The organism is Actinomyces mediterranea (assembly GCF_900155595.1).
Classification (GTDB): domain Bacteria; phylum Actinomycetota; class Actinomycetes; order Actinomycetales; family Actinomycetaceae; genus Pauljensenia; species Pauljensenia mediterranea.
The window spans coordinates 753159-779589 of the sequence record NZ_FTPB01000004.1 but is presented as its reverse complement, the minus strand read 5'-3'; the positions used below and the strand labels follow the sequence as shown (position 1 = coordinate 779589).

Below are 26431 nucleotides of genomic sequence, written 5' to 3'. Positions count from 1 at the left end.
TCATACGCGCGCGGGGCCTCCCGTGCGCCCGGCCGCCATGTTTGCGGGTGGCCGTCCTCGTCAGCCGCCAGAGGGCAAACGCGGTGGTGATGCGTCTTCGGTCCCGCGGCGCAGGTGCCCCAGACCCGCCACCATGAGGACGACCATCACCCATGCGGCGCCGACCACCACGAGGTAGCCGCCCCATGCACCGCCCGCATCGACAGCGGGCCCGGCGAGGACGGACCCGATGGACACGTCGAGATTCATGGATGTGCTCATCCATGTCAACCCCTCTGTGAGCTGGGTCCGCGGAACGACTTTCGCAATGATCATATTGACGTTCGTCATTGTCGGAGCGCACGCCATGCCCATGATCAGCATCGCCCCGGCCATCACTTGCAGTGAATCGGCGAGCAAGAAGGGTGCCACACCGATCCCGAGGGCGACGACGCCGATCGCGTAAAGCCTCCACAGATCGAGCCGCCACACTCGGGCCCCGTAGACGAGGGCCGCCACCAACGAGCCGAAGGAGGAGACGGCGAGCAGGACGCCGCTGAGCGCGGGAGCCCCGCGTTCAGCCGTGAATTCGACGACTGCCACATCATTGGCCCCGAACAGCGCCCCGGCTCCGACATAGGTGAGCGCCATGACGAGGACGACGGGCTGGAGGATGACGGAATGGCTGCGCACTCCATCGGCCCGCGGCTGCGGCGGGGGCTCAGAGGATCGCTGCCCGAGGAAGGCGGTGCCGCCGAGGGCGAGGAAGACGGCCGACAGGGCGATCCCCGCCCCCGGGTGGACGGAGGTCCCCAACATGGTGGAGAGCACGGGCCCGAGGATGTAGATGAACTCGTCGAGGGCCGATTCCAGAGCATAAGCGGAGGTCAACTGACGGGGGTTCGCGACGACGCGGGCCCAGCGGGAGCGCACGAGGGCGCCCGGAGAGCCCCACGTGGCGCCGCCCAATGCCGCGAAGACGATGACGAGGGGGATCGGAGCTCGATTCGCCGAGGCGACGAGCAGACCCACGGCGGATAGGGCGGACACCGTCAGCGCGGGCCCCATCACCTTCAGTTGCCCCGACTGATCGACGAGGCGCGCCAAAGTGGGCGCGACAACGGCCGTGGAAACGATCGCGACGGCGGCGACGGCGCCGGCGAGCGTGTAATTCCCATAGGATGCTTTGACGAGGAGGATCGTGGAGATCCCCATCATCGACATCGGAAGCCGCAGGACGAACCCCGCGAGGGAGAATCTCCATGCTCCGGGCACGCGGAGAAGCTCACTATAAGCGGACAGCACGAGACGATTCTAGCGGCCGCCGCCGGATCGCCTCATGATCGGCCCGGATGCGGTCCTCGACGCTCACATGCGAGTGTTTCTCAGTCGGAGCGCTTGATCCTCGGGTGAAGCGTCCCACTCATCGAGTCAACGCCGAACCGACCGCGTCCACCTCCCCTGGAGCCGTCCAGCTCAAACAACACGAAGAACGGCGAACGGCACTACCTATCCGACACTACCCTCCAAGACCTCGTCACCACACCCAGCTACCGGCGCCTATCCACAACAACGCGACAAAACTTAACCCAGTTACTCGTGTGTAAGAAGTTCTTCGAACTTTACTGAATAATCCGCTATGTCCTGCGGCGAAAAATAGCAAGGTGAAGATTCGCGCCATCTCCGATAGGAATGAGCAATAGTAGGACGTGCCCCAAAGCTATAGCACCCCACACATAGACAACGAAAGTTGCGCTTCTTGCATACAGAAGAAACCCTATCGTCGGGAGCATAGGTGCGATTGGACCTGCAATAACTACTGTGATCTCCCTCCAACCCTCTAGGGCTGGGCGAACCATGTGACAGCGCAATCCGGCAGAAACCAAGACTGCGTACCGACGAGGAGCGACGAGGCGAAAGGCGAAAACATGGCCTGCTTCGTGTAACAGTATGCTAGCAAGGAAGATAGCTGCGGCGATGCATATTCCGACTATGCCAACATTGTTGAAAGTGATGGATAATGTTGTCAAAAATACCAAAATGATGATCGTTCGAAGCATTCCGTGAAGATTGTGAATCAAAGATCGAAGGGGGGCGGCAGAAACGTCAGGAGCTAGAACGATCGCGGAACTTCTTGATCTCCACCAAGGCGACGATATCTCCGATGCGAGCCCTGCACCAAGAAGCTCACTCCGCAGTCGGGGATGGTGTGACGAAACAAATATTCCAACTTCTGCAAATAGGTAGCCATCATCTACTACGCGTACTCCGCTTGTTAGGCGAATTGGCGTGCTATTCCGCATGGCTGACCGCGTCTTCTACTCTTTGGCAAACCATGAACACAAGTAATATGAGAAAAAATGCGTTTAGTAGCCTCAGTGATGATCCAACTATCGCGTGTCCTGTGGGAGTGGCGAGCGACAGAAGTAGTGATGCGGCCATCGTGATCACCAGGGTTGCAAGCCCTGCAGCCGTGATGGTGAGTGGATGTTCTTCGTTGTACGGAACAAGTGCGCCACCGAGTAATGCGCATGCTACGGTTAACACAACCCGAGAATACAATTCATGAAGGTTATTGATGGCTATGAAACCTAGTGTTATTTCCGCAGTGGCCGCCAATGTGGCTATCGTTAGTGATATTGTAGTATAAACAATGATGGTTGGCCAAATCCACCAATCGGAAGATGCTGTGGTCATGGTTCCAATCCATCTCGAATGTATGATGCGGCCGACCGCATAGACGGCGAGATAGGAAGGAAGGCTAGGGATAATGAGGGCGAAGGCCTCTTGAGTTTCAAGCAGAAAAGGATGCTCTCGAAAGAGCCACATCGTTGTAAGAAGAGGGATTGGCAGTAGTGCAGCCATAAAGAACTGTGAGCTTCGTGCTGTTAGCAAGAAGGTGAACCACAATGAGCCGCGTACAGGACTTAGTGACGGTGTCAAGCCGTGAAAGATGAGTACCGGAGTTTTAGTAAGGTTCTGATCGTGCAGATGGCCCGATGAAATGAAAGTAAGAAGCCCGACTAATCCCCAGGCAGCTAGTCCGAGCCAACCGCCAACTGTCAATGGATTAGCCACGATAGAAGCGGAGACTCGATGAAGAAGAAGGTCTGCGAATTTAAATCCGGATTCCGTGGACGGGTGTAAGGTTACAATATCTCCTATGGCTGTTGATATGCTTGAAGCAATCACGATTGCTCCAGCCATAATAGTTGCGTAATTGTAGGGAATTCTAAGGTATTGACGCAGAAAGAAGTGGATTATGGTAAACAGGCCAGTGGCGGTAGTGAGGGCGACGAGGATCGTTGCGACTAGGATTATAAGGGACAGAAGGAAATCGGTCCATCCTGAACTAAACCGAACGATGATCAGACATGCTGTGGCTGATAAGGGGATGCTGAAGGAAAGCCCGACAATGAGGAATGGCATTCTCATGCCAATATGTGCATGAACTCTCGAGATGGGCAAAAGATCTAGAAGCGTATGCAGCGCATTGCTTGCGGGTGTTGTAATACAGAGAATTGTGGCAATTGTGCCAGCGATTATTACAGAACCTCCGATAGATGTTCTGAGGATAGTGGACCTCAGCTCTATCGGTATTTTAACATTTAACCCGCTAACCGCTATGAGTGCTAGAAGGAAGCCAAGGGCTACTGCTGATAGTAAGAGTAGTATTCCGCCATAGAGAATATTCTTGGGTCGTGTTCGAAATGTTGATGCCATTCCGCGAATCCACGTGAGAACTACAGTCCTGGAAACTGTAAGAATAGGGTTAATCATTGGCGTGAGTGGTGTTTGCTTGAGTTTCTCTTGTCCGACGCCATGCTGTAAGACAAAACATGACCGCAACTACTCCAATCCACCCTAGCATTCCAGTAAAATTTGGATTGAAGTTCAAAGCAGGCATGTCGTTTTCAGTTGTAAACCATGCTTGGATGATGCCAGGCAAATAAATCGAAGAACTTGTCAGGTAAGCGAATCCCGTCGCCACAACGATGGCTAAAAACAATAGAGATGCGCCAGTCAGAATCCCGCTAATTGCGGCAATCATCAGGTTGGAGAAAAGCTTCATGATTTCGTCCTTCTGTGTGTGAGCAGGAGATCAGGTGATTTAAATGTGCATTGGATTGAATAAGTCCTTCAGTCTACTTTGACGCAGTTCTTTCTCGTCGTAGAGTCCTGTCACATTCATGAAGACGTCTTCAAGAGTCTCCGCTCCCGGCGTGAGTGTGATGAGTTCGTTTGGCGCACCTTGGCTAACAATGCTACCTTGGTTCAGGATGGTAACGGTATCACAGTCTCGGTTTGCGCGTAGCATGTCATGTGTTGCAATCAGTACTGTTCGTCCAGATGAGGTAAATTCATTCAATAGGCTCAGTAAAATGGATGAGGCCTCAGGGTCGAGGCTGCGGAATGGCTCATCAAGGATGAGTAGTTCAGGCTCATGAGAGAGAGCTGCGATAAGTTGTACCTTCCGCTTCATTCCGTGGGAATATTGGGCAATTGGGCGGTGGATATCGTCAGTAAGTCCCAGGATTTCAGCCAGAAGTTCACTACGGAGTTTGGTGTTAGTGCGTCGCAAGGAGTCATGAAATTTCAGGAATTCTTCACCTGTTAACGACATGGGTAACGCCAGATCGTCAGGTGCAAATCCCAAATGATTACGAGACTCCTTTTTTCAATTGAGACACCTGTAATTTGGACGCTACCGGAACTTGGCTTTATTATTCCAGTGATGATGTGGAGGGTCGTGGTTTTCCCTGAGCCATTAGGCCCTAAGAGGCCATGGATTACCCCTGGCTTTAGGTTCAGTGAGAAACTCTGCAGGACCGTGTGGCGGCCGTATTTCTTAGTTAGCTTTGAAGCATCTAGAGTTGTCGTTGTCACGGCCCTCCACTCCATCTTCTGCCTGGTTGGGGGTTTGGAAGCGGAGACTAGCTCCTGCAGTACGCCTTCCACGTTCCGCCTTGCGAGAAGGCAGGCATGTCGACTGCTGGATACATGCCTTTGTTTTGGCATGTAATCCACCACGCAACAGCTTCTCTTGTGTTTGTGCTACGGCACAGTTACATGCTGCCAAGCAGATTCCTGTGTGTCAAGAGTCACATAAAGTTATGGCTGCTTCGCCTTCCTTTGGGGATCGCGGGTCAAGTCCGGCAGTGGTGTGCTGATGTCGCGCGTCAGACTATGTGGCAGGGCCGTTATGTAGGCCTTGAAGGAGAGTCTGAGTATGGGTAGGCCACCCTCGATCCCGGCGGAGAAGAAGACCCGGATCGTGGTGAGCGTGCTGGCTGGCGGTGACCATCGTGACGGACAACGGTGGCCCGTCCCGGTCCTTCCGCTTCGAATCCTTCGTCACCGCCCACCCCGAACTACACCACGTGCGCACCCGGGTGAAGACCCCGGGGCAGAACGGATCCCGGCAACGCGGCTTCGGCACGCTGAAGTACGAACGGCTCTACCTGGATGAGATTGATGATGCGCTCATGCTCGCCGAGTGGGCCGAGGACTACCGGATCGAGTACAACGAGATCCGGCCGCACGAGGCCATTTCATGGAACCGGCCCAAGGAGGTGCACCTGAGACTGGCCGACCCCACCATCCCGACATTTCAACCCAAGGAAATCGTGCCAACTACTTGACGCGGGACAGTCGTAGGCGATCTTGTTGAGTGGGATTACGTTGGTGTGGGCGAGCATGTTATGTGTCAGGACTTCGGTGACGGTCCAACGGCGGCGTTGAGGTTTGGTACATGGATGGTGACACCCGATGCTGACACCCGCGTTGCGAATAGACCTCAGGCATTTCCTGGGCAGTGTCCCTATTACTTGACTAGGCGGCAACACCCACCGGATCATCAACAACAGGGCAACAAAATCATACCCAGCTGAGTGACCAGAACCCCGACCAACGGGGCCACTGCAACAAGCGCCCCGCCCTTCGGCCTTCCGGCACGAAGAACGGGGGCGCTTCCCAGATTCAGCGATTGAGACGCGTCATCCGAGGGCGTCGGATACGACGCCCTTCGCCGCCTCTTGGACTTCGGCGAGGTGCTCGGCTCCCTTGAAGGACTCCGCGTAGATTTTGTACACGTCCTCGGTACCTGAGGGCCGCGCCGCGAACCATGCGTTTTCGGTGGTCACCTTGAGCCCGCCGATCGCGGCCCCGTTGCCGGGGGCCGCGACGAGGCGGTCGACGATCGCCTCGCCCGCGAGATCGGTTGCCGTCACATCCTCGGGGGACAGTGCCGCGAGCTTCGCCTTCTCCTCGCGCGACGCGGGTGCGTCGATACGGGCGTAGGCGGAGGCGCCGAAGCGGGCCACCTGCTCGTCGTGCAATTGCGAAGGGGTCTTCCCGGTAACCGCGAGGATCTCCGATGCCAGCAGGGCGAGGATGATGCCATCCTTGTCGGTCGACCACACGGTGCCGTCCTTGCGCAGGAACGACGCTCCTGCGGACTCCTCGCCGCCGAAGCCGACAGAACCGTCGAGGAGGCCGGGGACGAAGTACTTGAAGCCGACAGGCACCTCGATGAGCGTGCGGCCCATGGCGGCGACGACGCGGTCAATGAGGGCCGAGGACACGAGGGTCTTGCCGACGGCCGCGTTCTCCGCCCATCCGGGGCGGTGCGTGAAGAGGTACTCGATGGCGACCGCGAGATAGTGGTTCGGATTCATGAGCCCATCGGGGGTCACAATGCCGTGGCGGTCCGAGTCCGCGTCATTCCCGGTGGCGATATCGTAGGGGGTGTTGCCCTGCGCATCCGGGGTCATCGCCTCTCGCAGGGACGCCATGGCGTTCGGCGAGGAGCAGTCCATGCGGATCTTGCCGTCCCAGTCGAGCGTCATGAACGGCCACGCCGGGTCGACGACGGGGTTGACGACCGTCAGGTCGAGGCCGTACTGCTCACAGATCGCCGCCCAATAGTCGACGGAGGCGCCGCCGAGGGGGTCTGCGCCGATACGGACCCCGGCCGAGCGGATCGCGTCGATATCGATGACCGTGTCGAGTTGGCCGACGTAGTAGGCGAGGTAGTCGAACTTCTCCAGGTGCTCGTCCTCGAAGAGCGAGGAGCCGATGATGCGCGGGATCTTGCGCCATCCCTGTTCGAGGATCTCATTGGCGCGATTCGCAATCCACCCGGTCGCATCCGTATCGGCGGGGCCGCCGTGAGGCGGGTTGTACTTGAAGCCGCCGTCCCGGGGCGGGTTATGAGAGGGGGTGACGACGATGCCGTCGGCGAGGCCGGGGCCCGAGGTGCGCAACTCGGTGGGGGCGCCATTGGCACCGAGGATCGCGACGGAGACGGCGGGAGTCGGGGTGTAAGAGCCGCGTGAATCGATCATGACGCGGACTCCAGCTGCGGCGAGCACTTCAAGGGCGGTCCGCCACGCCGGTTCCGACAGGGCATGGGTATCACGGCCGATGAAGAGAGGGCCGTCGAAGCCCTGAGCCGCACGGTATTCGACGATCGCAGCTGTGATCGAAACGATGTGAGCCTCGTTGAACTTCGCATCGAGGGAGGAGCCGCGGTGCCCGGACGTGCCGAAGGACACGCGCTGGTCGATCACCGACGGGTCGGGCTCAATGTCATAGTAGGCGTTGACGACTTCGTCAACGTTGATGAGGTCTTCTGGAAGGGCAACAGTGCCAGCTCTTTCATGCATAGTCCATAGTTTCTCACTCATCGGGGCGGTAGAGGAATCGAATAGGGCAATTGTTTCGCCTGCTGGGACTGCGCGAGGGCGCTCGCTCGCCCCCTCGTCGGGGAGGGGACGGGGGAAGGATGTCGCAGCCGAGGGCGCCGATCCGCTACGCTGTTAGCGCCAGTCACCGCCCGGCCGGCAATAGCGACGATGCTTAGGAGAACACCGTGGGATGGTTCGACTCAGTGGAGCACAACAGATGGTTGTCCGCACAGATGCAGGCGCTTATCAAAGAGGCCGAAGGCGCGATTGTGACAACCGGCTTCGCCCACCTCACTGACGACGGAGAACCAGACCTCAGCCGCAGGATCGACCTCGCTGTTACCGCCCGCATGCTCTACGTCTTCTCGCTGGGGGCCCTGATGGGCCTGCCCGGTTCGCGCCGCTACGCCGACCATGCGATGAAGGCCCTGTCCACCTACTTCCTCGACCCCGTTCACGGCGGCATGTGGACATCCATCACCGCCGAGCCCGACGCCGAGGGGCACGGCGTCCCCTGGGACGAGTACGGGCGCTGCAAATCCCAGTACCACAACGCCTACGTCATCCTCGGCCTCGCCGCCGCCGCAGTCGCCAACCGCCCCAATGCGCATGAACTGCTGCACACGATGCTCCACGATCAAGAGAGGCACTGGCTCGAGGGCAATGGCCTGGTCCGCGACCAGTACTCCGAGGACTTCTCCGATGTACTGCCCGTCAGGACGATCGGAACCCTGTTGCACACCGCGGAAGCATACTTGGCCGCCGCGGAGGCGACGACCGACCCGGTGTGGCTTGAGCGCGCCGAAGTGATGGCGGAGTTCGCGCACCAGAGCGCATCCGAACACGAGTGGCGCCTGCCGGAGTACTACGACAACTCGTGGAAGCCCCTGATCGGCGAGCCCGAGGGGATGTGCGATCGGCGCCGCATCTATCACGGCTACGTGACAGGTCACGCCCTGCAGTGGTCGAGGCTCGCATTGCAGATCCGCGCGGGGCTGCGCTCCATGGGGCGTTCACAGCCCGACTACCTCCTCGAATTCGCGACCGAGGTCTTCGAGCGCTCGCGAGTCGACGGATGGCGGCGCATGAACGGTGAACCGGGTTTCGCGACGTGCATCGGCGTCGACGGCTCGCCGCTCGAGGGTGAGGATGAGCATCAGCAGTGGGTTGTGTGTGAGGGCATCAGTGCGACTGCGGCACTGCGCCGGGCTCGTCTCGACGATGGCTGCGCTCCGGGTGAGGTTGAACACTACGAGCATTGCTACCGGTCGTTCCTCGACTATGTGAACGACTACCTCATCACACAGCCGGGCAGGTGGAAGCGCCGCCTCGACAATGTCAACCGCAAGGTCGACTCCGCGAAGGCGTCCCGTTGGGACGTCTACCATGCGGTGCAGGCGATGCTCGCCGTCCGCGTGCCGCTGTGGCCGCCGTATGCGGCGGCCCTATCGCGCGGCCTGCTCGATAAACCCGAAGAGGCGCCCTCGGATAAGAAGTCGTGGAACTTCTTCGGTCTGAGGCATTGATCATGTGACTCTGAGTCTTCGTTTGCGCTCGTCGTCGGGTACGATCGACGAGTCTGGAGGGCTGACCGAGTGGCCGAAGGTGACGGTCTTGAAAACCGTTGTGTCAGCAATGGCACCGGGGGTTCGAATCCCCCGCCCTCCGCCAGACCGACTTCGCTGTGGTGTGGGCCTGACGATTTCGACGCTCGGAGTTCATGCATTAGGGTTGTCGGTATTGGAGACGTGCCTGAGCGGCCGAAAGGGGCTCCCTGCTAAGGAGTTAATCGTGTTGCGCGATTCAGGGGTTCGAATCCCCTCGTCTCCGCTCTCAGTCCCAGGACGTTGTTCCGCGATGTCCCGGGACTTCATCGTGTACGGGGCGCTCCGGTCGCACATGTGATGATCAATGCCGCACATGCTCGTGTCGACACGTAGGGTTGGGGTGTGACCATAGCTCTGTATCGACGGTATCGCCCCGACACTTTCGCCGAGGTGATCGGTCAGGATCATGTGACCAGCCCGATCCGCGCTGCGCTGCGCGCCAATCGGGTGACGCACGCGTACTTGTTCTCCGGTCCCAGGGGGTGCGGGAAGACGACGTCGGCGCGTATCCTCGCGCGCTGCCTCAACTGCGCTGAAGGACCGACGGACACGCCGTGCGGGCAGTGCGATTCGTGCCGTGAACTTGCCACAGGCGGCCCCGGCTCCCTTGACGTGGTAGAGATCGACGCGGCCAGTCACGGCGGCGTTGATGATGCGCGCGACCTGCGCGAGCGCGCTACATCGGTGCCCGTACGCGACCGCTACCGGATCTTCATCATCGACGAAGCCCATATGGTGACGCCGCAGGGCTTCAATGCGCTGCTCAAACTCGTCGAAGAGCCGCCCGATCACGTGAAGTTCGTTTTCGCCACGACAGAGCCCGATAAGGTCCTCGGCACGATCCGCTCGCGCACCCACCACTATCCCTTCCGCCTCGTGCCGCCCGACGTCCTCGAACCGTATCTGCAGTCCCTCGCCGACGACGAGCACATCCGCGTCGCCGACGGCGTCCTCCCCCTCGTCATGCGCGAGGGCGGCGGTTCGGTACGCGACACCCTGTCGATCCTCGACCAACTGATGGCGGGCGCCATCGACTCCGAAGTCTCCTACCGGACTGCGGTCTCCCTGCTCGGCTACACCGACACCGCCCTTTTGGACGAGACGGTGGAAGCACTCGCAGCGGGGGAGGGGGCCGGTGCCTATCGCGTCGTCGAACAGATGGTGGATTCGGGCCACGATCCGCGTCGTTTCGTCGAAGATCTGCTCCAGCGACTGCGTGACCTGCTCATCATCTCCGTCGCCGGTGATCGCGCGCGCGACGTGTTGACGTCCGTTCCCGCCGACCAGTGGGACAGGATGGTTTCCCAGGTCGCGGCGTGGAACTCCCGCGGCCTGTCGCGTGCGGCGGATCTCGCGGATGAGGCGCTGCGTCAGATGGTCGGCGCGACCTCGCCGCGCCTCCAACTCGAACTGCTCATCGGCAGGCTCCTCGTCGAACCCGCTCCCGCCGGGGCACCGGCTGCGACGTCGATCGAGGACGCTCCCGCGCAGAGCCGCTTCGGTGCTCGGGAAGCCAGAGAGGCGCTCGCACGCTCGAAGAGACAGCGCTCTCAGGCGAGTGCGGGGCAGCGGGATGATTCCTCCCGCGTGCCGTCGCATGGTTCCACTGCGGGCACGCACTCGCCCAGCGCGCCCCCACAGCGCGATGACGACCGACCCGTTGACCACCCCTCGCCGCTTCCACGGGATCGTCAATCACCCGATGCGCAGGCCCCGTCCGGCTGGCCATCCGCCGCCGTCCTCGGGACACCCGTTGCGCCCACCGGTCACTCCCGGGAGCGGGATGATCACGAGGCCGACTCCGAGCGCGGGCGGAGCACTCAGGCATCGGACCCGCCGGATAGGGGTGCGGATGCCCGTCCCATCGACGCACGAGACCCCTTCGCCGGATCGACCCCGGGCGGCACTCACCAGATCCGCTCCCGCTGGACGGAGATCGTCGCCCAGGTGGAGTCGCTGAGCCGCGTGACACGCAGCCTCATCGGCAATGCCCGCCTCGGCGCGGTCAATGACTCGACAGTGGAACTCCTCTTCCCCTCCGAGGGCATGGCGATGAACCTGTCGCGCGGCAACCGTGCAGCTGAGGTCGCAGGGGCGATTCGAGCCGTGACGGGCCTGACGGTCACTGTGCGCGCCCAGGTGGGCCACAGCGGCGCCCAGCAGCCCGACAGTCAGGTGCATGAGCCCCTCGTCGACCCCGCCTATGACGCGGCTTCGGAGCCGTCCCCTTTTGAGCCCGTATCCCGCCCCCGCCTCGATGAGGCGGGGGGCTCGGGCGCCGCTGATGCCCCGACGTCGCAGCAGGGGTGGCCCACGGTCGCCCGGCCGATGGACGCCCCGCCCGCTGATTCGGCGCCCTTGGACAACACCCCTTTGGACGCTGCGCCCGTCGACGCTGCACCGGAGCCGTCGCCGCGAGCAATGCCCGTGGCGCCCGCAGAGTTGACCGCGTCTGCAGCCGCAGCAGAGCCGGTGGTGCCGACAGAGCCCGCAGCTCCCACAGGGGCGGGCGTCCAGACGCAGACGGTGAGCGTCTTCACCTACGATGACGTCCCATCTGCCCCCATCGGCGGCTGGGCGGAAACGGTCTCCCTGCCCGGAGGCGAAGTGACATTCGAGGACGAGGCGCCCGCGTGGACTGCGAACGAACCCGCCACTCGCAGTCCCCGAATGAGGGCGCCCGAAGAGGACGCTCCCGCAGCACCGGCGGCCCCCGCCTTCGACGACGCGGAGGACACTCCATCCGTCACTGACGACGACATCGAGATGAACCGCAATTTCGGAGTCCCCGCCGTCCTCGAGATCCTCGGGGGGACTATCATCGATACCCGCACTGACGAGAGGGGCTTGTGATCCGTGTACGAAGGCGCACTCCAAGACCTCATCGACGAGTTCGGGCTGCTCCCGGGGATCGGCCCGAAGTCCGCCCAGCGCATGGCGATGCACGTCCTCGACGCTCCGTCCGAAGACGTGGCCCGCCTCGTCGACGCCATCAACGCCGTGCGCCAGCGCGTCCACCACTGTCACGTGTGCGCGAACCTCACCGAAGACGAGCTCTGCTCCATCTGCCGGGATGTCCGCCGCGACCCGACGGCGATCTGCGTCGTTCAAGAGGCCAAGGACATTCAAGCGATCGAGGCGTCCCGCGCATTCCGCGGCCGCTACCACGTCCTCGGAGGGGTCATCGATCCCATCCACGGGATCGGGCCCGACCAACTGCGCATCCGTCAACTCCTCGCCCGCCTGGCCGACGGACAGATCAGCGAGGTCATCATTGCAACGAACCCCAATGTCGAGGGCGAGGCGACGGCGTCGTTCCTCGCCAGGACTCTCGCAACGATCGGCGTCACCACATCACGGCTCGCGATGGGCCTGCCGATGGGCGGGGACCTCGAATACGCCGATGCGGTGACTCTGGGGCGGGCGCTTGAGGGGCGCCGCCACATGGTCTGACGCCGTCATCCCCTCACGAAACGAGCGCCCCCGGTATTAGCCGGGGGCGCTCGCGCGACGACTGGTGGTCAGTCGGTCAACTCGTAGCCCTGAGCATCCTGGTGCCAGGGGGAGCCGGGGGAGGAGACGAGGATGAGGACGCCCTCGATGAGGCCCCACACCACCGAGACGAATGAGAGGATCCCGAAGCTCAGGACCGTGATGAGCAGCTGGGCGACGGCCCGACCGGTGCGCCCGAGGTAGAAGTTGTGAACGCCGAAGGCGCCCAGCAAGAGACCGAGGATGCCGGCGACGATCTTCGATTTGCCGCCGACCGGCGAGGGCGCGCCGTACGAGTACTGCGCGCCGTATCCGGGCTGCGCCGCATAGGGAGCCTGGTAGGCCTGCTGGGCCTGCGGATCGGCGTACTGCTGTTGAGCGTACGAGGTCTGGGCGTCGGGAGTCTGCGCGTAAGCGTCGCCGTAGGGCATCTGCTCAGGGGCGGGCGCGGCCGCGGCCGGTTGCGCGTAGGGATTCGTCTGCTCGTAGGTCGATTCGACGGGAGACTCTGCAGGGGTCAGCGGCTGGCCGTACGGATTCTGCTCAGATCCCGAAGGAGTGACTGGAGTGGACATGGTGCCTGCTTTCTTGAGAGATCACATCACCGGGCGGAGATGCGAAGCGAACTGCTTCGGATGTTAACAGGTCGCCCCGATTTCCTTCGACGCCGCCCGGGATCCGGCACCGATCCGCAGCGGTGATCCGCGACGCCAGAGCGGATCTGAGGGCCTGACGTGAGATTCGGCGCACACGCCCCGCCCTTCACAGGAATTCCATAGGGGATCTGCGGGAGAAACACACCCGCCCCGTGGCAGAATCGCCCTGTGAGCCCAGCACCCGTATCATCATTCGTCCGCTCCGACGGAACCCCCGCACGCATCCTCGTCGTCGACGACGAGGCCGTCCTCGCTGAACTTCTCGGGGCAGCATTGCGCCACCAGGGGTGGGTGACCAGAACCGCGTCGAATGGGTGGGAGGCCCTTGACGCCGCCGCGGAGTTCGATCCGGATATCGTGGTCCTCGACATTCAGATGCCCGGCCTCGACGGCCTCAAGACACTCGACCGTCTGCGCAAGCGCTACCCCCACCTGCCGGTGCTCTTCCTCACCGCGCGGGACGCCGTGTCCGACAGGGTGGCGGGCCTGCGCGCCGGAGCCGATGACTATGTGACGAAGCCATTCGACCTCGATGAGGTGACGGCCCGCATCGATGCGCTGTTGCGCCGCTCGGGGATGAGTTCCCAGACCGTATCGCACGTCCTCACCGTCGGAGATCTCAGCCTCGATGAGGACTCGCACGACGTGTCCCGCGCTGGGGAGGCCATTGCGCTGACCAACACGGAATTCGAACTGCTGCGCTACCTCATGGAGAATCCGAATGTCGTCTTGTCGAAGACACAGATCCTCGATCGGGTCTGGTCCTACGATTTCGGCGGCCAGGCGAATGTCGTCGAACTGTACATCTCCTACCTGCGCAAGAAGATCGAAGCAGGACAAACTCCGATGATCCACACCGTTCGCGGCGCGGGCTACATCCTGCGCCCGGGCGAGGACGCCGAGTGAGTAACACGCGGGAAACCCCGTTCGAGCGCCACCGGGACTCGATCGGAATACGCAGGCGCCCACTGTCGACCCGGGTCAGCCTCTTCCTCGCTGCGACCGTCTTCATCGCCGTCGCCCTCGTCGTCGCCTCCTCGGGAGTCGCGATGCGCTCGTGGATGATCTTCCAGGTCGACAAGACCCTTCAGGAATCGGTTCACCGGATCCGCTCCATCGACGAGGGCCCCCGCGACGGTGATAGCCGCAAAGCCCTGAAGGGGTTGGACGGGCCCGGCTCGAGCGAGGGACAGCTTCAGGTCGTCGAACGCGACGGGCAGACGACCTCGGGCGTCGTCCACGACTTCCGGGTGACATCGCTGGACGATGAGAGTCTCGCGATGCTGCGCGCCCTGCCGGTCGAGCGCCATGGCCAGACCGTCTCCCTCAAAGGCCTGGGCTCCTTCCGCGTCCTCGTCTCCGAGTCATCGGATGGGACCCGGATCGTCGTCGGGCAGTCCCTCGATACGGTTGACCGCACGACGATGATGCTGGTCCTCATGGGGGCGGGACTGTCCATCGTCATCATCGCGGGCGCGGCCTTCGTCGGCAGGCGCTGGATCGTCCGCGAAATTGCCCCGCTCGGCGCCGTCGCCCAGACCTCCCGCCGCATCGGCGCAAAAGACCTCGCCACCGACATGATCGAGCCCCTCGACCGCGTGGACGAATCCGTTGCGCCCCGGGGCACCGAGGTCGGCGATGTCGCCCAGGCCCTCAACGTCATGATCGACAATGTCGCCTCCGCTCTGCAGGCGCGGGCCGAGTCCGAGCAGCGCCTGCGCCGATTCGTTGCCGACGCCTCCCACGAACTGCGGACCCCGCTCGCATCGATTCAGGGCTATACGCAACTCCTCCGGCGCGATTCGATCGAGCCCGAGCTCGCCCTTTCCAGGATCTCCTCGGAGTCAGCGCGCATGTCCGGACTCGTCGAGGACCTCCTCCTTCTCGCCCGCCTCGATGCGGGCAGGGAATTGCAGTCCGTTCCCGTTGATGTCCTCCCCCTCGCGATCGATGCCGTCTCGGATGCCCATGCTGCGGGCGCGGACCACGAGTGGGTCCTCGATGTGGACGGCGACGAGGAGGAGATCCCCGCTTGCGAGGTCCTCGGCGACGAGTCCGCGATCCGTCAGGTCCTCGCCAACCTGGTGAATAACGCCCGCGTCCACACTCCTGCGGGTACGAGAGTCGTCATCGGCGTCCATGCTCTGCCCGTATCCGAGGAGGACGTCGTGGTGGACTCTTCGGGAGCGCGCCGGTGGCGCTCTGGCACGGGTCCTGCCGGTTCGGTGAGGATCACGGTTGCGGATGACGGGCCGGGCATTGACGAGGGCCTCCGGTCGACGGTCTTCGATCGTTTCGTTCGCGGCGATTCGTCGCGGACGAGGGCGGGCACGGGTTCCTCCGGCCTCGGATTGTCGATCGTCTCGTCCATCACCCGGGCGCTCGGCGGCAGGGTGGAGATGGAGACGGGAAGCGGCGGGACGGCGTTCTCCGTGTTCCTCCCGCGCCTCAATCACGACTGATTTCATTGATGAACAGAGACGAACACGCATTGTCCGGTAACTAATCCCGCATTGTGGAATGAATTCGAGGCCGTTGTGTTCACGGAGCGAACACTTCCTTCTCACGATTCGTCCCTCTGGTTAGCCTTCACCGCAGGCGGCGGGTCCTGCACCGTCGCACATCATCCGACTCACCAGTGGAGAGACCCCTATGAAGCGCTCATCCCTCATCGTCGGCGCCATTGCCGCCGCAGCCTTCGCTCTTGCGGGCTGCTCGAACTCCGGCACGACCGCGTCGCAGTCCACGGCTTCGGGCTCCTCCGGGTCCTACTCGATCGGCATCACCCAGATCACGACCCATACATCGCTTGACGCTGCGCGCGAGGGCTTCAAGCAGGCCTTCGACGACGCCGGCATCGCCGTCACCTGGGACGAGCAGAATGCGCAGGGGGACCAGGCGACCGCGACCTCTATCGCCTCGAAGTTCGCCAACGCCGACCTCGACCTCATCCTCGCTGTCGCGACCCCGTCGGCTCAGGCGACCGCTCAGGTGATCACTTCTACGCCGATCCTCTTCACCGCGGTCACTGACCCCGTCTCCGCTCAGCTCGTCGACTCCCTCGACGCGCCCGGGTCCAATGTCACCGGTACTACCGACATGAACCCGGTCGCCGACCAGATCTCTCTCATCAAGGAGTTCGCGCCCGATGCGAAGACCGTCGGCATCATCTACTCCTCCGGCGAGGTCAACTCCGAAGTCCAGGTGGAGCTCGCCAGGGAAGCGGCCGCGAGCGAGGGCCTCGACGTTGTCGAATCGACCGTGACGAACTCTTCCGAAGTGCAGCAGGCCGCGACGGACCTCGCGTCCAAGGTCGATGCGATCTACGTCCCGACGGACAACACCGTCGTCTCCGCTTTCGCTTCCGTCGTTCAGGCCGCCGAGGACGCCAAGCTGCCCCTCATCGCCGGTGAGAACGACTCCGTCGCCAATGGCGCTCTTGCGACCTACGGCATCGACTATGCGGAGCTGGGGCGTCAGACCGGCGAGATGGCCATCAAGATCCTCACCGAAGGCGCGGATCCGGGGACCATGGCGGTCCAGACGCAGAAGGAATACCAGCTCACCATCAATACGGCCACTCTGAAGGCGATCGGCCTCGAGATCCCCGCGGGTCTCGTCGACAAGGCGGTCACCGTCGATTGACCCCTCCTCGGCGTCGCCCTCGCCCCGCCCCAGCGAGGGCGACGCACTCTTATTCGGCGACACCTCTGCCGAATCACCACCATTGAAGGACCTCTCGTGCTGACAGCTCTCGACCTCGGTCTCATTTACGGCCTCATGGCGCTCGGCGTCTACTTGACGTTCCGCGTCCTCGACATCGCGGACCTCACGGTCGACAGCTCCTTCACGACCGGCGCGGCAGTCGCCGCCGTGATGGTCACTGCCGAATACAACCCCTGGCTGGCCACCATCTGCGGATTCGCCGCCGGATGCGCTGCGGGCGTCATCACGGGGCTCCTCCACGTCGCCGCGGGAATCCACCCGCTCCTCGCGGGCATCCTCACCCAGATCGGCCTGTACTCGATCAACCTGCGCATCCTCGGCAAAGCGAATGTGCCCCTCCTCAAGGGCATCGAAACGGTTCTCACCCCGCTGCGCTCCAATGGCCTCATCGGGACCTGGGCCTCTGTCGTCATCTTCGCCGTCGTCGTCTCACTCATCACCATCGTATTCAACTGGTTCCTGTCCACTCAGGTCGGCTTGGGGATGCGCGCGACCGGTGACAATGAGGGCATGGCGCGCGCCCAGGGTGTTCCCACCGGTGCAATGAAAGTCATCGGGCTCTCTCTGTCCAACGGCCTCGTCGCCGCCTCCGGCGCCCTCATCGCCCAATACCAGGGGTATGCGGATATTTCGATGGGGATCGGCCTCATCGTCGCGGGCCTCGCCTCCGTCATCATCGGCACGGCGATCATCGGCTCGCACGGCGTCTGGGTGACCTCTTTCTTCGTCGTTTTCGGTTCGATCGCCTACCGCGTCATCATCCAGCTCGCCCTCGGAGTCGAGTTCCTCGAGGCGAACGACATGAAGCTCATCTCCGCAGTCATCGTGTTCGCCGCACTCATGATCCCCCGCTTCGGCATCTTCGCGAAGATCCGCGAGCGCCGCCGCGCGCGCACCCTGGCGCCCGAACCGGATATCACTCACACGCCTGAAGAGCGCGACAACGAGAAGGTGGTGCTGTGATGCTTGAGGTCGAAGCCGTCACCAAGACATTCTTCCGTGGGACCGTCAACGAGCGCCTCGCCCTGCGCGACGTCTCCCTCACCCTCGCCCCCGGTGACTTCGTCACCATCATCGGCTCCAACGGCGCCGGCAAATCGACGCTGCTCAATATCGTCTCGGGCCGCTATCAGGCGGACATCGGTCGCGTCACCATTGCGGGCAGGGATGTCACGCGACTGCCGGACTGCAGAGTCGCACAGCTGGTGTCCCGGGTCTTCCAGGATCCCATGGCGGGCACGGCGCCCCACCTCACCATCGAGGAGAATCTTGCCCTCGCGTGGTCGCGCGGACAGCGCCGCACCCTCGGACCGGCGCTGACTTCGAAGAAGCGCCAGATGTTCCGCGATGTGCTCGCACCCCTCGAACAGGGACTCGAGAATCGCCTCACGACGAAGGTGGGACTGCTGTCCGGCGGCCAGCGCCAGGCCCTCTCCCTCACCATGGCGACCTTCTCCGGCCCGAAGGTGCTGCTCCTCGACGAGCACACCGCCGCCCTCGACCCTAAGCGCGCCGCCCTCATCACTAAGCTCACCGAAGAGGCCGTCGAGCGCGGCCGCCTCACGACGCTGATGGTGACGCACAATATGGAGCAGGCCCTGTCAATGGGCAATCGGCTCATCATGATGCACGAGGGGCGCATCATCTTTGAACTGTCCGGCGTGGCCAAGCAGCATGCGACCGTGGAGTCGCTGCTGGCCGAGTTCGATAAGCTGCGAGGCTCGGACGGCCAGGGGCTGTCGGACCGGACCCTGCTCGCCTGATATTCGGTCGTATTCTGACCGAATCGCGGTCGTGCTCTCAATGAGGGGCGACTCCTTCTAGTATTAACGAGGACTGCGTCCGGTTCTTCGGGCGCCCCGGCAGAAATGGGGATCCGTGGCACTCATCGTGCAGAAGTACGGCGGCTCATCCGTGGCCGACGTTGAGGCCATGAAGAGAGTCGCCCGCCGTGTCGTCGACACACACGATGCCGGGCACCAGGTTGTCGTCGTCGTATCCGCCATGGGTGACACCACCGACGATCTGCTCGATACGGCCGCCCAGATCACCTCCGACGCGCCCGACCGGGAGATGGACATCCTCTTGTCCGCGGGCGAGCGCATCTCCATGTCGCTGCTGTCCATGGCAGTCAATGAGCTCGGCGTCAGCGCACAGGCCTATACCGGTGCACAGGCGGGCATCCGTACGGATTCGCACTTCGGCCGCGCCCAGATCATCGGCATGGTCCCCGAGAGGATCGCCCGCACCATCAAAGAGGGCCAGGTCGCGATCGTCGCCGGATTCCAGGGGGTCTCCCGCGACGAGGACGTCACCACCCTGGGGCGGGGCGGCTCCGACACGACGGCGGTGGCGCTCGCAGCCGCACTCAAAGCGGATGTCTGCGAGATCTACACCGACGTCGATGGGCTCTTCAGCGCTGATCCCCGCATCGTCCCCAAAGCGCACCGTCTGCGCACCCTTACTCAGGAGGAGACCCTCGAGCTTGCGGCTCACGGGGCGAAGATCCTCCACCTGCGCGCCGTTGAATTCGCGCGCCGCTACGGCGTCCCCCTCCACGTCCGCTCCTCCTTCTCGGAGAAGAACGGGACGTGGATCTCCGACCGCCCGGCAAACCCTGAACTCACGGGCCTCGTGCCCTCGGCCGCCCTCGTCGATCCCAAGGAGGAGAACATGGAGAAGCCGCTCATCTCTGGAATCGCCCATGACCGTTCACAGGACAAGATCACTGTGACGAATCTGCCGAATACGCCGGGAGCCGCCGCCCGCGTCTTCTCCACCTGCGCGAGGGTCGGCGCGAACATCGACATGATCGTCCAGAACGTTCCCGTATCCGATGCGACGCTCGCGAATATCACCTTCACCCTTCCCGAGGGCGACGCGAAGAAGACGGTCGAAGCCCTTGAAGCGGCCAAGGACGAGATCGGGTTCCGGGAACTGCGCTACAACCCCGACATCGGTAAGCTCTCCCTCATCGGCGCGGGGATGCGCACGAACCCCGGTGTGTCGGCGAAGCTCTTCTCCGCCCTGTCGGATGCGGGCATCAACATCGACATGATCTCCACCTCCGAAATCCGCATCTCCGTCGTCACGAAGCTCAACGACCTCGATCGTGCGGTCCAAGCCGTGCACTCGGCCTTCGGCCTCGACACGACCGAAACGGAAGCCGTGATCTACGGCGGGACTGGCCGCTGACCGCAGCCCCCGCCCCACTATTGAGCGCGACACCAGAGCACCCCTGTGTGCGCATCCACCACTAAGGAGACCATTATGAGCGGCCTGAATGTCGCAGTCGTCGGAGCCACCGGCCAGGTCGGGCGCGTCATGCGCTCCCTGCTCGACGAGCGCGCCTTCCCCGTCGAGACCATCCGATTCTTCTCCTCCTCCCGCAGCGCCGGAACGACCCTCGAATGGAAGGGCGAGGATGTCACCGTCGAAGATGTCGCGACCGCGGACCTCGCGGGTGTCGACATCGCCGTGTTCTCCGCTGGAGCGGATGCATCGCGCGAATACGCGCCGAAATTCGCCGCAGCCGGGGCGGTCGTCATCGATAACTCCTCCGCCTGGCGCAAGGACGAGGGCGTCCCCCTCGTCGTGTCCGACGTGAACCCCGAGGACATTGCGAACCGTCCCAAAGGCATCATCGCCAACCCCAATTGCACGACGATGGCCGCAATGCCCGTCTTGCGGCCCCTCGTCGAGAGGACCGGCGGATTGGAGCGCCTCTTCGTGTCCAGCTACCAGGCCGTGTCGGGCTCCGGACTCAAAGGGGTGCAAGAGCTCGTCCGCCAGACGCATGCGGCTGTCACGCAGGATCTCGCCGCCCTCGCCCTCGATGGTCGCGCCGTGACTCTCCCGGAGCCGGAAGCCTATGTCGCCCCCATCGCCTTCGACGTCGTGCCTCTGGCCGGGTCGATCGTCGACGACGGCACGGAGGAGACGGATGAGGAGCAGAAGCTGCGCAATGAATCGCGCCGCATCCTGCACCTGCCGGACCTCAAGGTCTCGGGCACCTGCGTGCGCGTCCCCGTGTTCACCGGACACACCCTGACGATTCACGCGCACTTCCCCTGCACGATCACCGCGCAGGAGGCGCGGGCAGTCCTCGCCGACGCGCCGGGCGTGCGCCTCGTCGACGTTCCCACGCCCCTAGAGGCAGCGGGCCGCGACGAGGTCCTCGTCGGAAGGATCCGCCAGGATCTTGCCGTTGATGAGGGCAAGGGCCTCGTCCTCGTCGTATCGGGCGACAACTTGCGCAAGGGGGCTGCCCTCAACGCGATTCAGGTTGCAGAACTCGTCAAGGACGAATTGTTCGCGAAGCGGTGAGCCGGGAGGGGGCTCCGGTGCTCACTTGGATTCGGCGGCCGCGATCTGCTCGCGGACCTTGTCCATGTCGAGTTCGCGAATCTGAGAGATCAGATCTTCGAGGGCCACCGCCGGCAGTGCGCCCGACTGGCGGAAGATCGCGATGCCGTCGCGGAACGCCATGAGAGTCGGGATGGAGGAGATCTGGGCCGCGCGTGCAAGTTCTTGCTCTGCGTCGGTGTCGATCTTGCCGAAGACGATGTCCTTGTGCTTGACCGAAGCGTCCTCGAAGATCGGGGCGAATTGGCGGCACGGACCGCACCATGCGGCCCAGAAGTCGACGAGGACGATGGCGTTCTCGGAAACGGTGGTCTCGAAGTTGTCATTGGTGAGCGCGATGGTGGCCATGTGGTCTCCTTATGATTGCCAGAGGATTCTGGATGGTCGTGGGTGCCGGGTGCGCGACCCGTCTGAGTACTTCAACGACCCGTGCGTGCAGTCTATTCCGCAAATGCGAATCCAGCGCGTTGTGACATTGGTCCTAGGCTGGCTCGATGCCTTATTCGGGCGTCAGCGGACCGCCGGACAGTGCGCGAACGCCGCCTGTCCGTGTTCCGGCGCGCCGTCCTCGAGCGACTCGGGGGAGTGGGGCGCGCGAGGGATGGGATGGATGAAGTTTGGGGCGACTCCCACGGCGCGCAGAACGAATGCCTCAATCGTGGCGATCGCAGTGCGCCGCTGCGCGGGATCGGGGGGAAGCTCCTGGCTGGCGAGGCAGGCGTTGACGAGGGGGATGAGGGCATGCGGATCCTGCATGGGGATCGCATGATCCGACATGAGATCGGTGAGGATCATCAGTAGGACCTCGCCAATGATCCCGGCGTGCTCGCGCAGGTGCGCGGAGTTCATGGGCGACATTTGTTCACGCAGGTGGATCCGGCTGGCCAGGTGGTAGCGGTTCGTCATCTCCAGGTGCGCGCGGATGTAGATGCGGAAACGCTCCACCGCGTCCGGCTCGGTTTCGAGGGCTGCGTGAACGAGCGCGGCGAACTCCCGAGTCGCCTCTTCCATATAGGACAGGAGCAGGACTTCTTTGTCCTCGAAGTGGTTGTACACGGCGGTGCGCCCGACCCCGGCGCGGGCCGCGATCCGCGACATCGTGATGGAGTCGAAGGACTGTTCCGCGAGGAGTTGGCCGAGCGCGTCGAACAGCTTGTGGCGCGTCAGCGCGCGGTGGTCCGCGAGTGAATCTCCGATGATCTTCGGCATAGAGTCATTCTGACAGTTACGGGTGGAGTGTCGTCAACTCTAGGGGAGGCTGATCCGAGGGGCGCGCCTCCTGCGGGCGCACAGATTCGCCACGGCGAGGGCGATCGCGAGGTCGTGGCCGATCCAGTCGAGGTCGGCGACCCGGTCGAGGCGGACCCAGCGCAACTCGCAGTGAGAAGCCCCGAGTGTCGGTGCGGGCGCCCCATGATCCACTTCCGCGAGCCATACGGACATGGTGCGGCCCTGGAGGATCGGCCACCACTGGCCGTGAGGACCATGCACGGCGGGTCCGAGCGTGATCGATGTGCGGAGTTCTTCGCGGATCTCGCGCGCGAGCGCTTCCTCGGGCGATTCGCCCTCGTCGATCTTGCCGCCGGGCAGCTCGAAGCCGCCGCGCAACTCTTCGGGGTAGGCGCGCGCGGCGCACAGCAGGAGGGTCGGATGGTCGAGTGAATCGACGATGGCGGCGGCGACGACGGGGCGGGGATTCACGGTGCACATTCTAGGGCTCGCGGGCGGGGTCGGCCGTCTCATCTTCCGCTCCGCTTGGACGAAGGGGGCTGCGGGCGGTTATGATCGTGGGGCTGCTCCACTTGTGAGCCGCCTGGCGGGCGTAGTTCATCGGTAGAATGGAAGCTTCCCAAGCTTCAGAGGCGGGTTCGACTCCCGTCGCCCGCTCCATGGCAACGGCCGACCCGAGGGTCGGCCGTTTTTCGCTGTCCAGGCGCCCCGTGGGCCGCTGCGCGAGCACATGTGCGCTTGCGTTGCTGCCGATCCGAACGTTGCAGCGTTCGGAACCGTAGAGTATTCGCCGAGTGCGCAGGACGCTCAGCGGCGGGGGTCCCACTCGGCGGACTCGGGATCGACGCCGTGGGCGCGTGCATTCGCCTCGATGATCGTGACGAGCCAGGCGGCCAGACCCTCGGCGCGAGCGTCGTAGTGGGCCGTGAAGCGCGGATCGGCGGCATATCCGCGCGAGAGGAGCACGTGGCGCTCGTGAGTCGTGTCGAACCACTGGTCAAGGGATGCCCGGTGACGCTCTGCTAAGGCATTCGCCTCCTCGCAGCCGGGGTGGACTCCGCGGATCATCGCCTCCGCAAGGTCCCGTTCGAGTGCATCAACCTCGGCGGTGACTCGCGACCACTCCTGGGGAGTCAGTGCCTCCCGCCGGGCACTCGCCTGTGCCCACGCATCGGTATCGCCCCACTTCTCCTCGGCCTCGTCCTCGTATTGCGACCACGAACTGCCCAGAGCGCGTGCGCGATCCTCTGCATTCATCGGTGTGTCGGTCATGTCCTTCTCCATTATCGCGTCGACTGCGCGGACCATCCGCTGCAGTTGAGAGATGCGTTCCACGAGGGCGTCGCGCTGACGCGCGAGGTGCTCCGCCACATCCGCGGGCCCGTTCAAGAGTTCGCCGATCCGACTCAGGGGCATACCGGTCTCGCGGTAGACCAATGCCAATTGGAGGCGCTCGATATCGTTGGGCGTGTAGAGGCGGTATCCCGACCACGACCTCGCCGATGGTGAGCACAGACCGATCCGGTCCCAATGATGCAGGGCTCTCACGGTGACGCCGCACATGGCGGCGACCTGTCCGACCGTCAGATCCTTCTCAGCGTTCGACGAGGTCGAGGTCGGTCGGTGTCCCAGCAGCGAAGCGTCATCGTCCATGGGGACAGCATCTCTCATGTGCACGAGTCTCATCCCTCACGTCGCGTCAGGGTCAAGACCGCGGGGTGCGTGTGCGCCCGCCTGTGCGGTGCTCAACGTCGGGCAGGGCCGAGCTATTCCGTGAGAATCCTCCGATTCTATGCCGAGCGGGTCGTCGTCGCCGCCGCTAGCCTGACAGTGCCCGATGTTAAAAACGATTAGAAAGGCATGGCAATGGCGAAGAATGTCGGCACCGTCGACAAGACGATCCGCATCCTCCTGGGGTTGGGAATCATCGGCAGCGGAGTGTACTTCCAATCGTGGTGGGGAGCGGTGGGGGCCCTGCCCCTCATCACCGGGCTCGTGAACTACTGCCCCCTGTATTCGCTCCTCGGAGCCTCCACCTGCCGCACCAAGTAGGGGAGGTGCGCCGCTGGCAGGCCCATTGCGCCACCCGTGTCGATCGCGATGGCGGTTCTGCGAGAGCCCAACGGGGCGCATCACTGAGAATGCTTTTCAGGCTACCCTGAAAATACCCTGATTCAACCCGGAAACCCCCGATTGGCCTTTGCAAACGTCCGATCAAGCCTCTAACCTTATTCATCTGTGACCGACCCTCGAATCGGGGAACACGGCAGTCGGGAACCGCGCCGAATGCCGGGTCGCACCGGGGTCGCGCACAACAGGCTTTCACCGCCTCCGGAGCCACGTGCTCACCTGTGGGGAACCCGGGAGCGGTGGAACACGACGTGGGGTGACGACCGGGAAGCAATTTGGGGTGTCCTTTCCGATCGTGATGCCGCGACGAAAACGCCTGGGGCGAGGAACTGGCCTAGCAGATCCTCGCCCCAGGCGTATGCTCGTTGAGCGCTCGGGGTGAGACCCTGGATTATCCCTGAATCGGCGCGTGAAACCGATGGAACTCTTACGCGCACGCAGCCCGGCGGGACATACTGTTCCCAGTCTCAGCAGGACAACAAGTGGGGGAATGATGACCGCACAGAGTCGCACCGTTCACGTGCTCAACTTTCTTAAAGTCTTCATCTGGGCGGTGATCGCCATCGCCCTCGTCAAGTTCGCCTTCTTTCCGTCGACGGCAGCCGACAGCGCCCAATCCCTCGACCCGAGCGCCAACTACGGCCACATGACGGTCACTCCCGTCCGCGGCGACATCGCGAACACAGTCACTGCGAAGGGCAGCATCGAACAGGACCCCGCCACTACCGTCAAGGCGACCGGAGAGGGCGTCGTCTCCTACCTGTATACCGGTGACGGCGCGGCCATCACGACCGGCGAGCCGATTCTCGAACTGAAAAAGGAGATCCAGGGGCGGGACACTCAGACCGTGGACGAGGAGGGCACTGTGACGACGACGCCAGGTCGGCCCACCTACGAGTACACGACCGTTTACGCCAACGCCTCGGGGACCCTCCATCTGACCGCCCTGCTCGGACAGCAATTCTCCATCGGCGACGCCGTTGCGACCATCCAGCCGTCCACATACTCGGCGGTCGCCGCCCTCAATGCCGAACAGCTCTACCGCATTCAGAACGCTCCGAGTGAAGCGACCCTTTCCATCACGAACGGCCCCGCTCCATTCACGTGCACCGGATTGCAGATCGTGACCCCCCAGTCCGCGAAGACGAATAGCAACGACAAGAGTACGGACTCCGCTTCCGCCGCATCCTCGTCGAGCACCCGCGCGAAATGCCCCGTACCCGCCGACCAAACGGTCTTCCCCGGACTACAAGTCACGATGGACATCGTCGCGGGGCAGTCCAGCGATGTTCTGACGCTTCCGATCAGCGCCGTCGAGGGCCGCTTCCAATCCGGCTACGTGTACGTGCCCGGCGCCGATGGCGCCGATCCGGTGAAGACTGCGATCACGATCGGCCTGACCGATGGCAAGGTCGTTGAGGTCGTCGACGGCATCGATGAGGATCAAGAGGTCCTCGAGTTCATCCCGACGGCGAAGACGGACTCCGAGGCCCCCTCCCCATCAACGGAGGGCGGAGTCGTCTACGGGCCGACCGGCACTTCAACCTCCACCGAATGA

General features: G+C 63.1%; 22 protein-coding genes, 3 tRNA genes and 1 pseudogene. 16 read left to right on the top strand and 10 right to left on the bottom strand.

The genetic code is table 11. From position 1 onward, the window contains the following. Window positions 1-60: 60 nt before the first annotated feature. From BQ7471_RS07515 to BQ7471_RS07510, 4 genes and pseudogenes are all read right to left on the bottom strand, one after another. The gene (locus tag BQ7471_RS07515) at window positions 61-1284 is read right to left on the bottom strand and encodes an MFS transporter (protein WP_076465316.1); all 1224 of its coding nucleotides are present in this window, start codon (window positions 1282-1284) and stop codon (window positions 61-63) included. Between the two features lie 987 nt (window positions 1285-2271). Then, the gene (locus BQ7471_RS11155; RefSeq protein ID WP_129583382.1) at window positions 2272-3702 is read right to left on the bottom strand and encodes a hypothetical protein; all 1431 of its coding nucleotides are present in this window, start codon (window positions 3700-3702) and stop codon (window positions 2272-2274) included. Between the two features lie 49 nt (window positions 3703-3751). Beyond that, the gene (locus BQ7471_RS11150) at window positions 3752-4051 is read right to left on the bottom strand and encodes a hypothetical protein (protein WP_129583381.1); all 300 of its coding nucleotides are present in this window, start codon (window positions 4049-4051) and stop codon (window positions 3752-3754) included. A 39-nt stretch (window positions 4052-4090) separates the two neighbouring features. Next, window positions 4091-4881 (bottom strand): annotated as a pseudogene (locus tag BQ7471_RS07510) (ABC transporter ATP-binding protein). Between the two features lie 395 nt (window positions 4882-5276). On the opposite strand from BQ7471_RS07510, the gene BQ7471_RS07500 reads away from it, so the two are divergent. After that, a complete protein-coding gene (locus BQ7471_RS07500; protein ID WP_205408269.1) occupies window positions 5277-5621 on the top strand; it encodes an integrase core domain-containing protein in 345 nt (114 codons plus the stop codon). Window positions 5622-5975: 354 nt separating this feature from the next. On the opposite strand, the gene pgm is transcribed toward BQ7471_RS07500, so the two are convergent. Further along, complete coding sequence (gene pgm, locus BQ7471_RS07495) at window positions 5976-7646, bottom strand: phosphoglucomutase (alpha-D-glucose-1,6-bisphosphate-dependent) (RefSeq protein WP_076465312.1); 1671 nt, start codon at window positions 7644-7646, stop codon at window positions 5976-5978. Window positions 7647-7852: 206 nt separating this feature from the next. Between pgm and BQ7471_RS07490 the strand changes: the two genes are divergently transcribed. From BQ7471_RS07490 to recR, 5 genes are all read left to right on the top strand, one after another. After that, window positions 7853-9193 (top strand): AGE family epimerase/isomerase, encoded by a 1341-nt coding sequence (locus BQ7471_RS07490; RefSeq protein ID WP_076465310.1) that lies wholly within the window; start codon window positions 7853-7855, stop codon window positions 9191-9193. Between the two features lie 55 nt (window positions 9194-9248). Beyond that, a tRNA-Ser gene (locus tag BQ7471_RS07485) sits at window positions 9249-9338 on the top strand. Between the two features lie 71 nt (window positions 9339-9409). Beyond that, a tRNA-Ser gene (locus BQ7471_RS07480) sits at window positions 9410-9497 on the top strand. A gap of 119 nt (window positions 9498-9616) precedes the next feature. Further along, window positions 9617-12127, top strand: a complete 2511-nt coding sequence (locus BQ7471_RS07475; protein ID WP_076465308.1) for a DNA polymerase III subunit gamma and tau — start codon at window positions 9617-9619, stop codon at window positions 12125-12127. A 3-nt stretch (window positions 12128-12130) separates the two neighbouring features. Then, on the top strand, window positions 12131-12727 hold the full coding sequence (gene recR / locus BQ7471_RS07470; protein WP_076465307.1) for a recombination mediator RecR: 597 nt from the start codon (window positions 12131-12133) through the stop codon (window positions 12725-12727). Window positions 12728-12795: 68 nt separating this feature from the next. Here the strand turns inward: recR and BQ7471_RS07465 are convergent, their stop codons facing one another. After that, window positions 12796-13341, bottom strand: a complete 546-nt coding sequence (locus BQ7471_RS07465) for a TM2 domain-containing protein (protein WP_076465305.1) — start codon at window positions 13339-13341, stop codon at window positions 12796-12798. A 249-nt stretch (window positions 13342-13590) separates the two neighbouring features. Here BQ7471_RS07465 and BQ7471_RS07460 point away from each other — a divergent pair, with 249 nt between their 5' ends. The 7 genes from BQ7471_RS07460 (at window position 13591) to BQ7471_RS07430 (ending at window position 21474) form a co-directional block, all read left to right on the top strand. Further along, a complete protein-coding gene (locus BQ7471_RS07460) occupies window positions 13591-14328 on the top strand; it encodes a response regulator transcription factor (protein WP_076465303.1) in 738 nt (245 codons plus the stop codon). Next, window positions 14325-15884, top strand: a complete 1560-nt coding sequence (locus BQ7471_RS07455; RefSeq protein ID WP_235821262.1) for a sensor histidine kinase — start codon at window positions 14325-14327, stop codon at window positions 15882-15884. The genes BQ7471_RS07460 and BQ7471_RS07455 overlap by 4 nt, the downstream gene beginning before the upstream one ends. Window positions 15885-16074: 190 nt before the next feature. Beyond that, window positions 16075-17067 carry an ABC transporter substrate-binding protein gene (locus tag BQ7471_RS07450; RefSeq protein ID WP_076465300.1) on the top strand — a complete coding sequence of 331 codons (993 nt, stop codon included), beginning with the start codon at window positions 16075-16077 and terminating at the stop codon, window positions 17065-17067. Window positions 17068-17163: 96 nt separating this feature from the next. Then, on the top strand, window positions 17164-18111 hold the full coding sequence (locus BQ7471_RS07445) for an ABC transporter permease (protein ID WP_076465298.1): 948 nt from the start codon (window positions 17164-17166) through the stop codon (window positions 18109-18111). Beyond that, complete coding sequence (locus tag BQ7471_RS07440) at window positions 18111-18911, top strand: ABC transporter ATP-binding protein (RefSeq protein WP_076465297.1); 801 nt, start codon at window positions 18111-18113, stop codon at window positions 18909-18911. The genes BQ7471_RS07445 and BQ7471_RS07440 overlap by 1 nt, the downstream gene beginning before the upstream one ends. 115 nt (window positions 18912-19026) lie before the next feature. Further along, entirely contained in the window at window positions 19027-20343 is a 1317-nt protein-coding gene (locus tag BQ7471_RS07435) for an aspartate kinase (protein WP_076465295.1), read from the top strand. Window positions 20344-20418: 75 nt separating this feature from the next. Beyond that, the gene (locus tag BQ7471_RS07430; RefSeq protein WP_076465294.1) at window positions 20419-21474 is read left to right on the top strand and encodes an aspartate-semialdehyde dehydrogenase; all 1056 of its coding nucleotides are present in this window, start codon (window positions 20419-20421) and stop codon (window positions 21472-21474) included. Between the two features lie 21 nt (window positions 21475-21495). Here the strand turns inward: BQ7471_RS07430 and trxA are convergent, their stop codons facing one another. The 3 genes from trxA to BQ7471_RS07415 all read right to left on the bottom strand — a co-directional run bounded on the left by trxA (window position 21496) and on the right by BQ7471_RS07415 (window position 23214). Beyond that, on the bottom strand, window positions 21496-21861 hold the full coding sequence (gene trxA / locus BQ7471_RS07425) for a thioredoxin (protein WP_076465292.1): 366 nt from the start codon (window positions 21859-21861) through the stop codon (window positions 21496-21498). Between the two features lie 162 nt (window positions 21862-22023). Further along, window positions 22024-22722 (bottom strand): TetR/AcrR family transcriptional regulator, encoded by a 699-nt coding sequence (locus BQ7471_RS07420; protein WP_076465291.1) that lies wholly within the window; start codon window positions 22720-22722, stop codon window positions 22024-22026. A 39-nt stretch (window positions 22723-22761) separates the two neighbouring features. Beyond that, complete coding sequence (locus BQ7471_RS07415; protein ID WP_235821261.1) at window positions 22762-23214, bottom strand: NUDIX domain-containing protein; 453 nt, start codon at window positions 23212-23214, stop codon at window positions 22762-22764. 115 nt (window positions 23215-23329) lie between these two features. Here BQ7471_RS07415 and BQ7471_RS07410 point away from each other — a divergent pair. After that, window positions 23330-23403, top strand: a tRNA-Gly gene (locus tag BQ7471_RS07410). 147 nt (window positions 23404-23550) lie between these two features. Here the strand turns inward: BQ7471_RS07410 and BQ7471_RS07405 are convergent. Continuing rightward, the gene (locus BQ7471_RS07405; protein ID WP_235821260.1) at window positions 23551-24414 is read right to left on the bottom strand and encodes a MerR family transcriptional regulator; all 864 of its coding nucleotides are present in this window, start codon (window positions 24412-24414) and stop codon (window positions 23551-23553) included. Between the two features lie 195 nt (window positions 24415-24609). On the opposite strand from BQ7471_RS07405, the gene BQ7471_RS07400 reads away from it, so the two are divergent. Together BQ7471_RS07400 and BQ7471_RS07395 are read left to right on the top strand one after the other, a co-directional pair. Then, window positions 24610-24795, top strand: a complete 186-nt coding sequence (locus tag BQ7471_RS07400; protein ID WP_076466263.1) for a YgaP family membrane protein — start codon at window positions 24610-24612, stop codon at window positions 24793-24795. A gap of 568 nt (window positions 24796-25363) precedes the next feature. After that, entirely contained in the window at window positions 25364-26431 is a 1068-nt protein-coding gene (locus BQ7471_RS07395) for an efflux RND transporter periplasmic adaptor subunit (protein WP_076465286.1), read from the top strand.

Excerpts from the sequence above, each read along its gene's own strand:
- BQ7471_RS11155 (WP_129583382.1), bottom strand. The coding sequence starts at position 3,702 with ATGGCATCAACATTTCGAACACGACCCAAGAATATTCTCTATGGCGGA.
- BQ7471_RS11150 (WP_129583381.1), bottom strand. The coding sequence starts at position 4,051 with ATGAAGCTTTTCTCCAACCTGATGATTGCCGCAATTAGCGGGATTCTG.
- pgm (WP_076465312.1), bottom strand. The coding sequence starts at position 7,646 with ATGCATGAAAGAGCTGGCACTGTTGCCCTTCCAGAAGACCTCATCAAC.
- BQ7471_RS07465 (WP_076465305.1), bottom strand. The coding sequence starts at position 13,341 with ATGTCCACTCCAGTCACTCCTTCGGGATCTGAGCAGAATCCGTACGGC.
- BQ7471_RS07450 (WP_076465300.1), top strand. The coding sequence starts at position 16,075 with ATGAAGCGCTCATCCCTCATCGTCGGCGCCATTGCCGCCGCAGCCTTC.
- BQ7471_RS07440 (WP_076465297.1), top strand. The coding sequence starts at position 18,111 with ATGCTTGAGGTCGAAGCCGTCACCAAGACATTCTTCCGTGGGACCGTC.
- BQ7471_RS07430 (WP_076465294.1), top strand. The coding sequence starts at position 20,419 with ATGAGCGGCCTGAATGTCGCAGTCGTCGGAGCCACCGGCCAGGTCGGG.
- trxA (WP_076465292.1), bottom strand. The coding sequence starts at position 21,861 with ATGGCCACCATCGCGCTCACCAATGACAACTTCGAGACCACCGTTTCC.
- BQ7471_RS07420 (WP_076465291.1), bottom strand. The coding sequence starts at position 22,722 with ATGCCGAAGATCATCGGAGATTCACTCGCGGACCACCGCGCGCTGACG.
- BQ7471_RS07405 (WP_235821260.1), bottom strand. The coding sequence starts at position 24,414 with ATGAGAGATGCTGTCCCCATGGACGATGACGCTTCGCTGCTGGGACAC.
- BQ7471_RS07400 (WP_076466263.1), top strand. The coding sequence starts at position 24,610 with ATGGCGAAGAATGTCGGCACCGTCGACAAGACGATCCGCATCCTCCTG.
- BQ7471_RS07395 (WP_076465286.1), top strand. The coding sequence starts at position 25,364 with ATGATGACCGCACAGAGTCGCACCGTTCACGTGCTCAACTTTCTTAAA.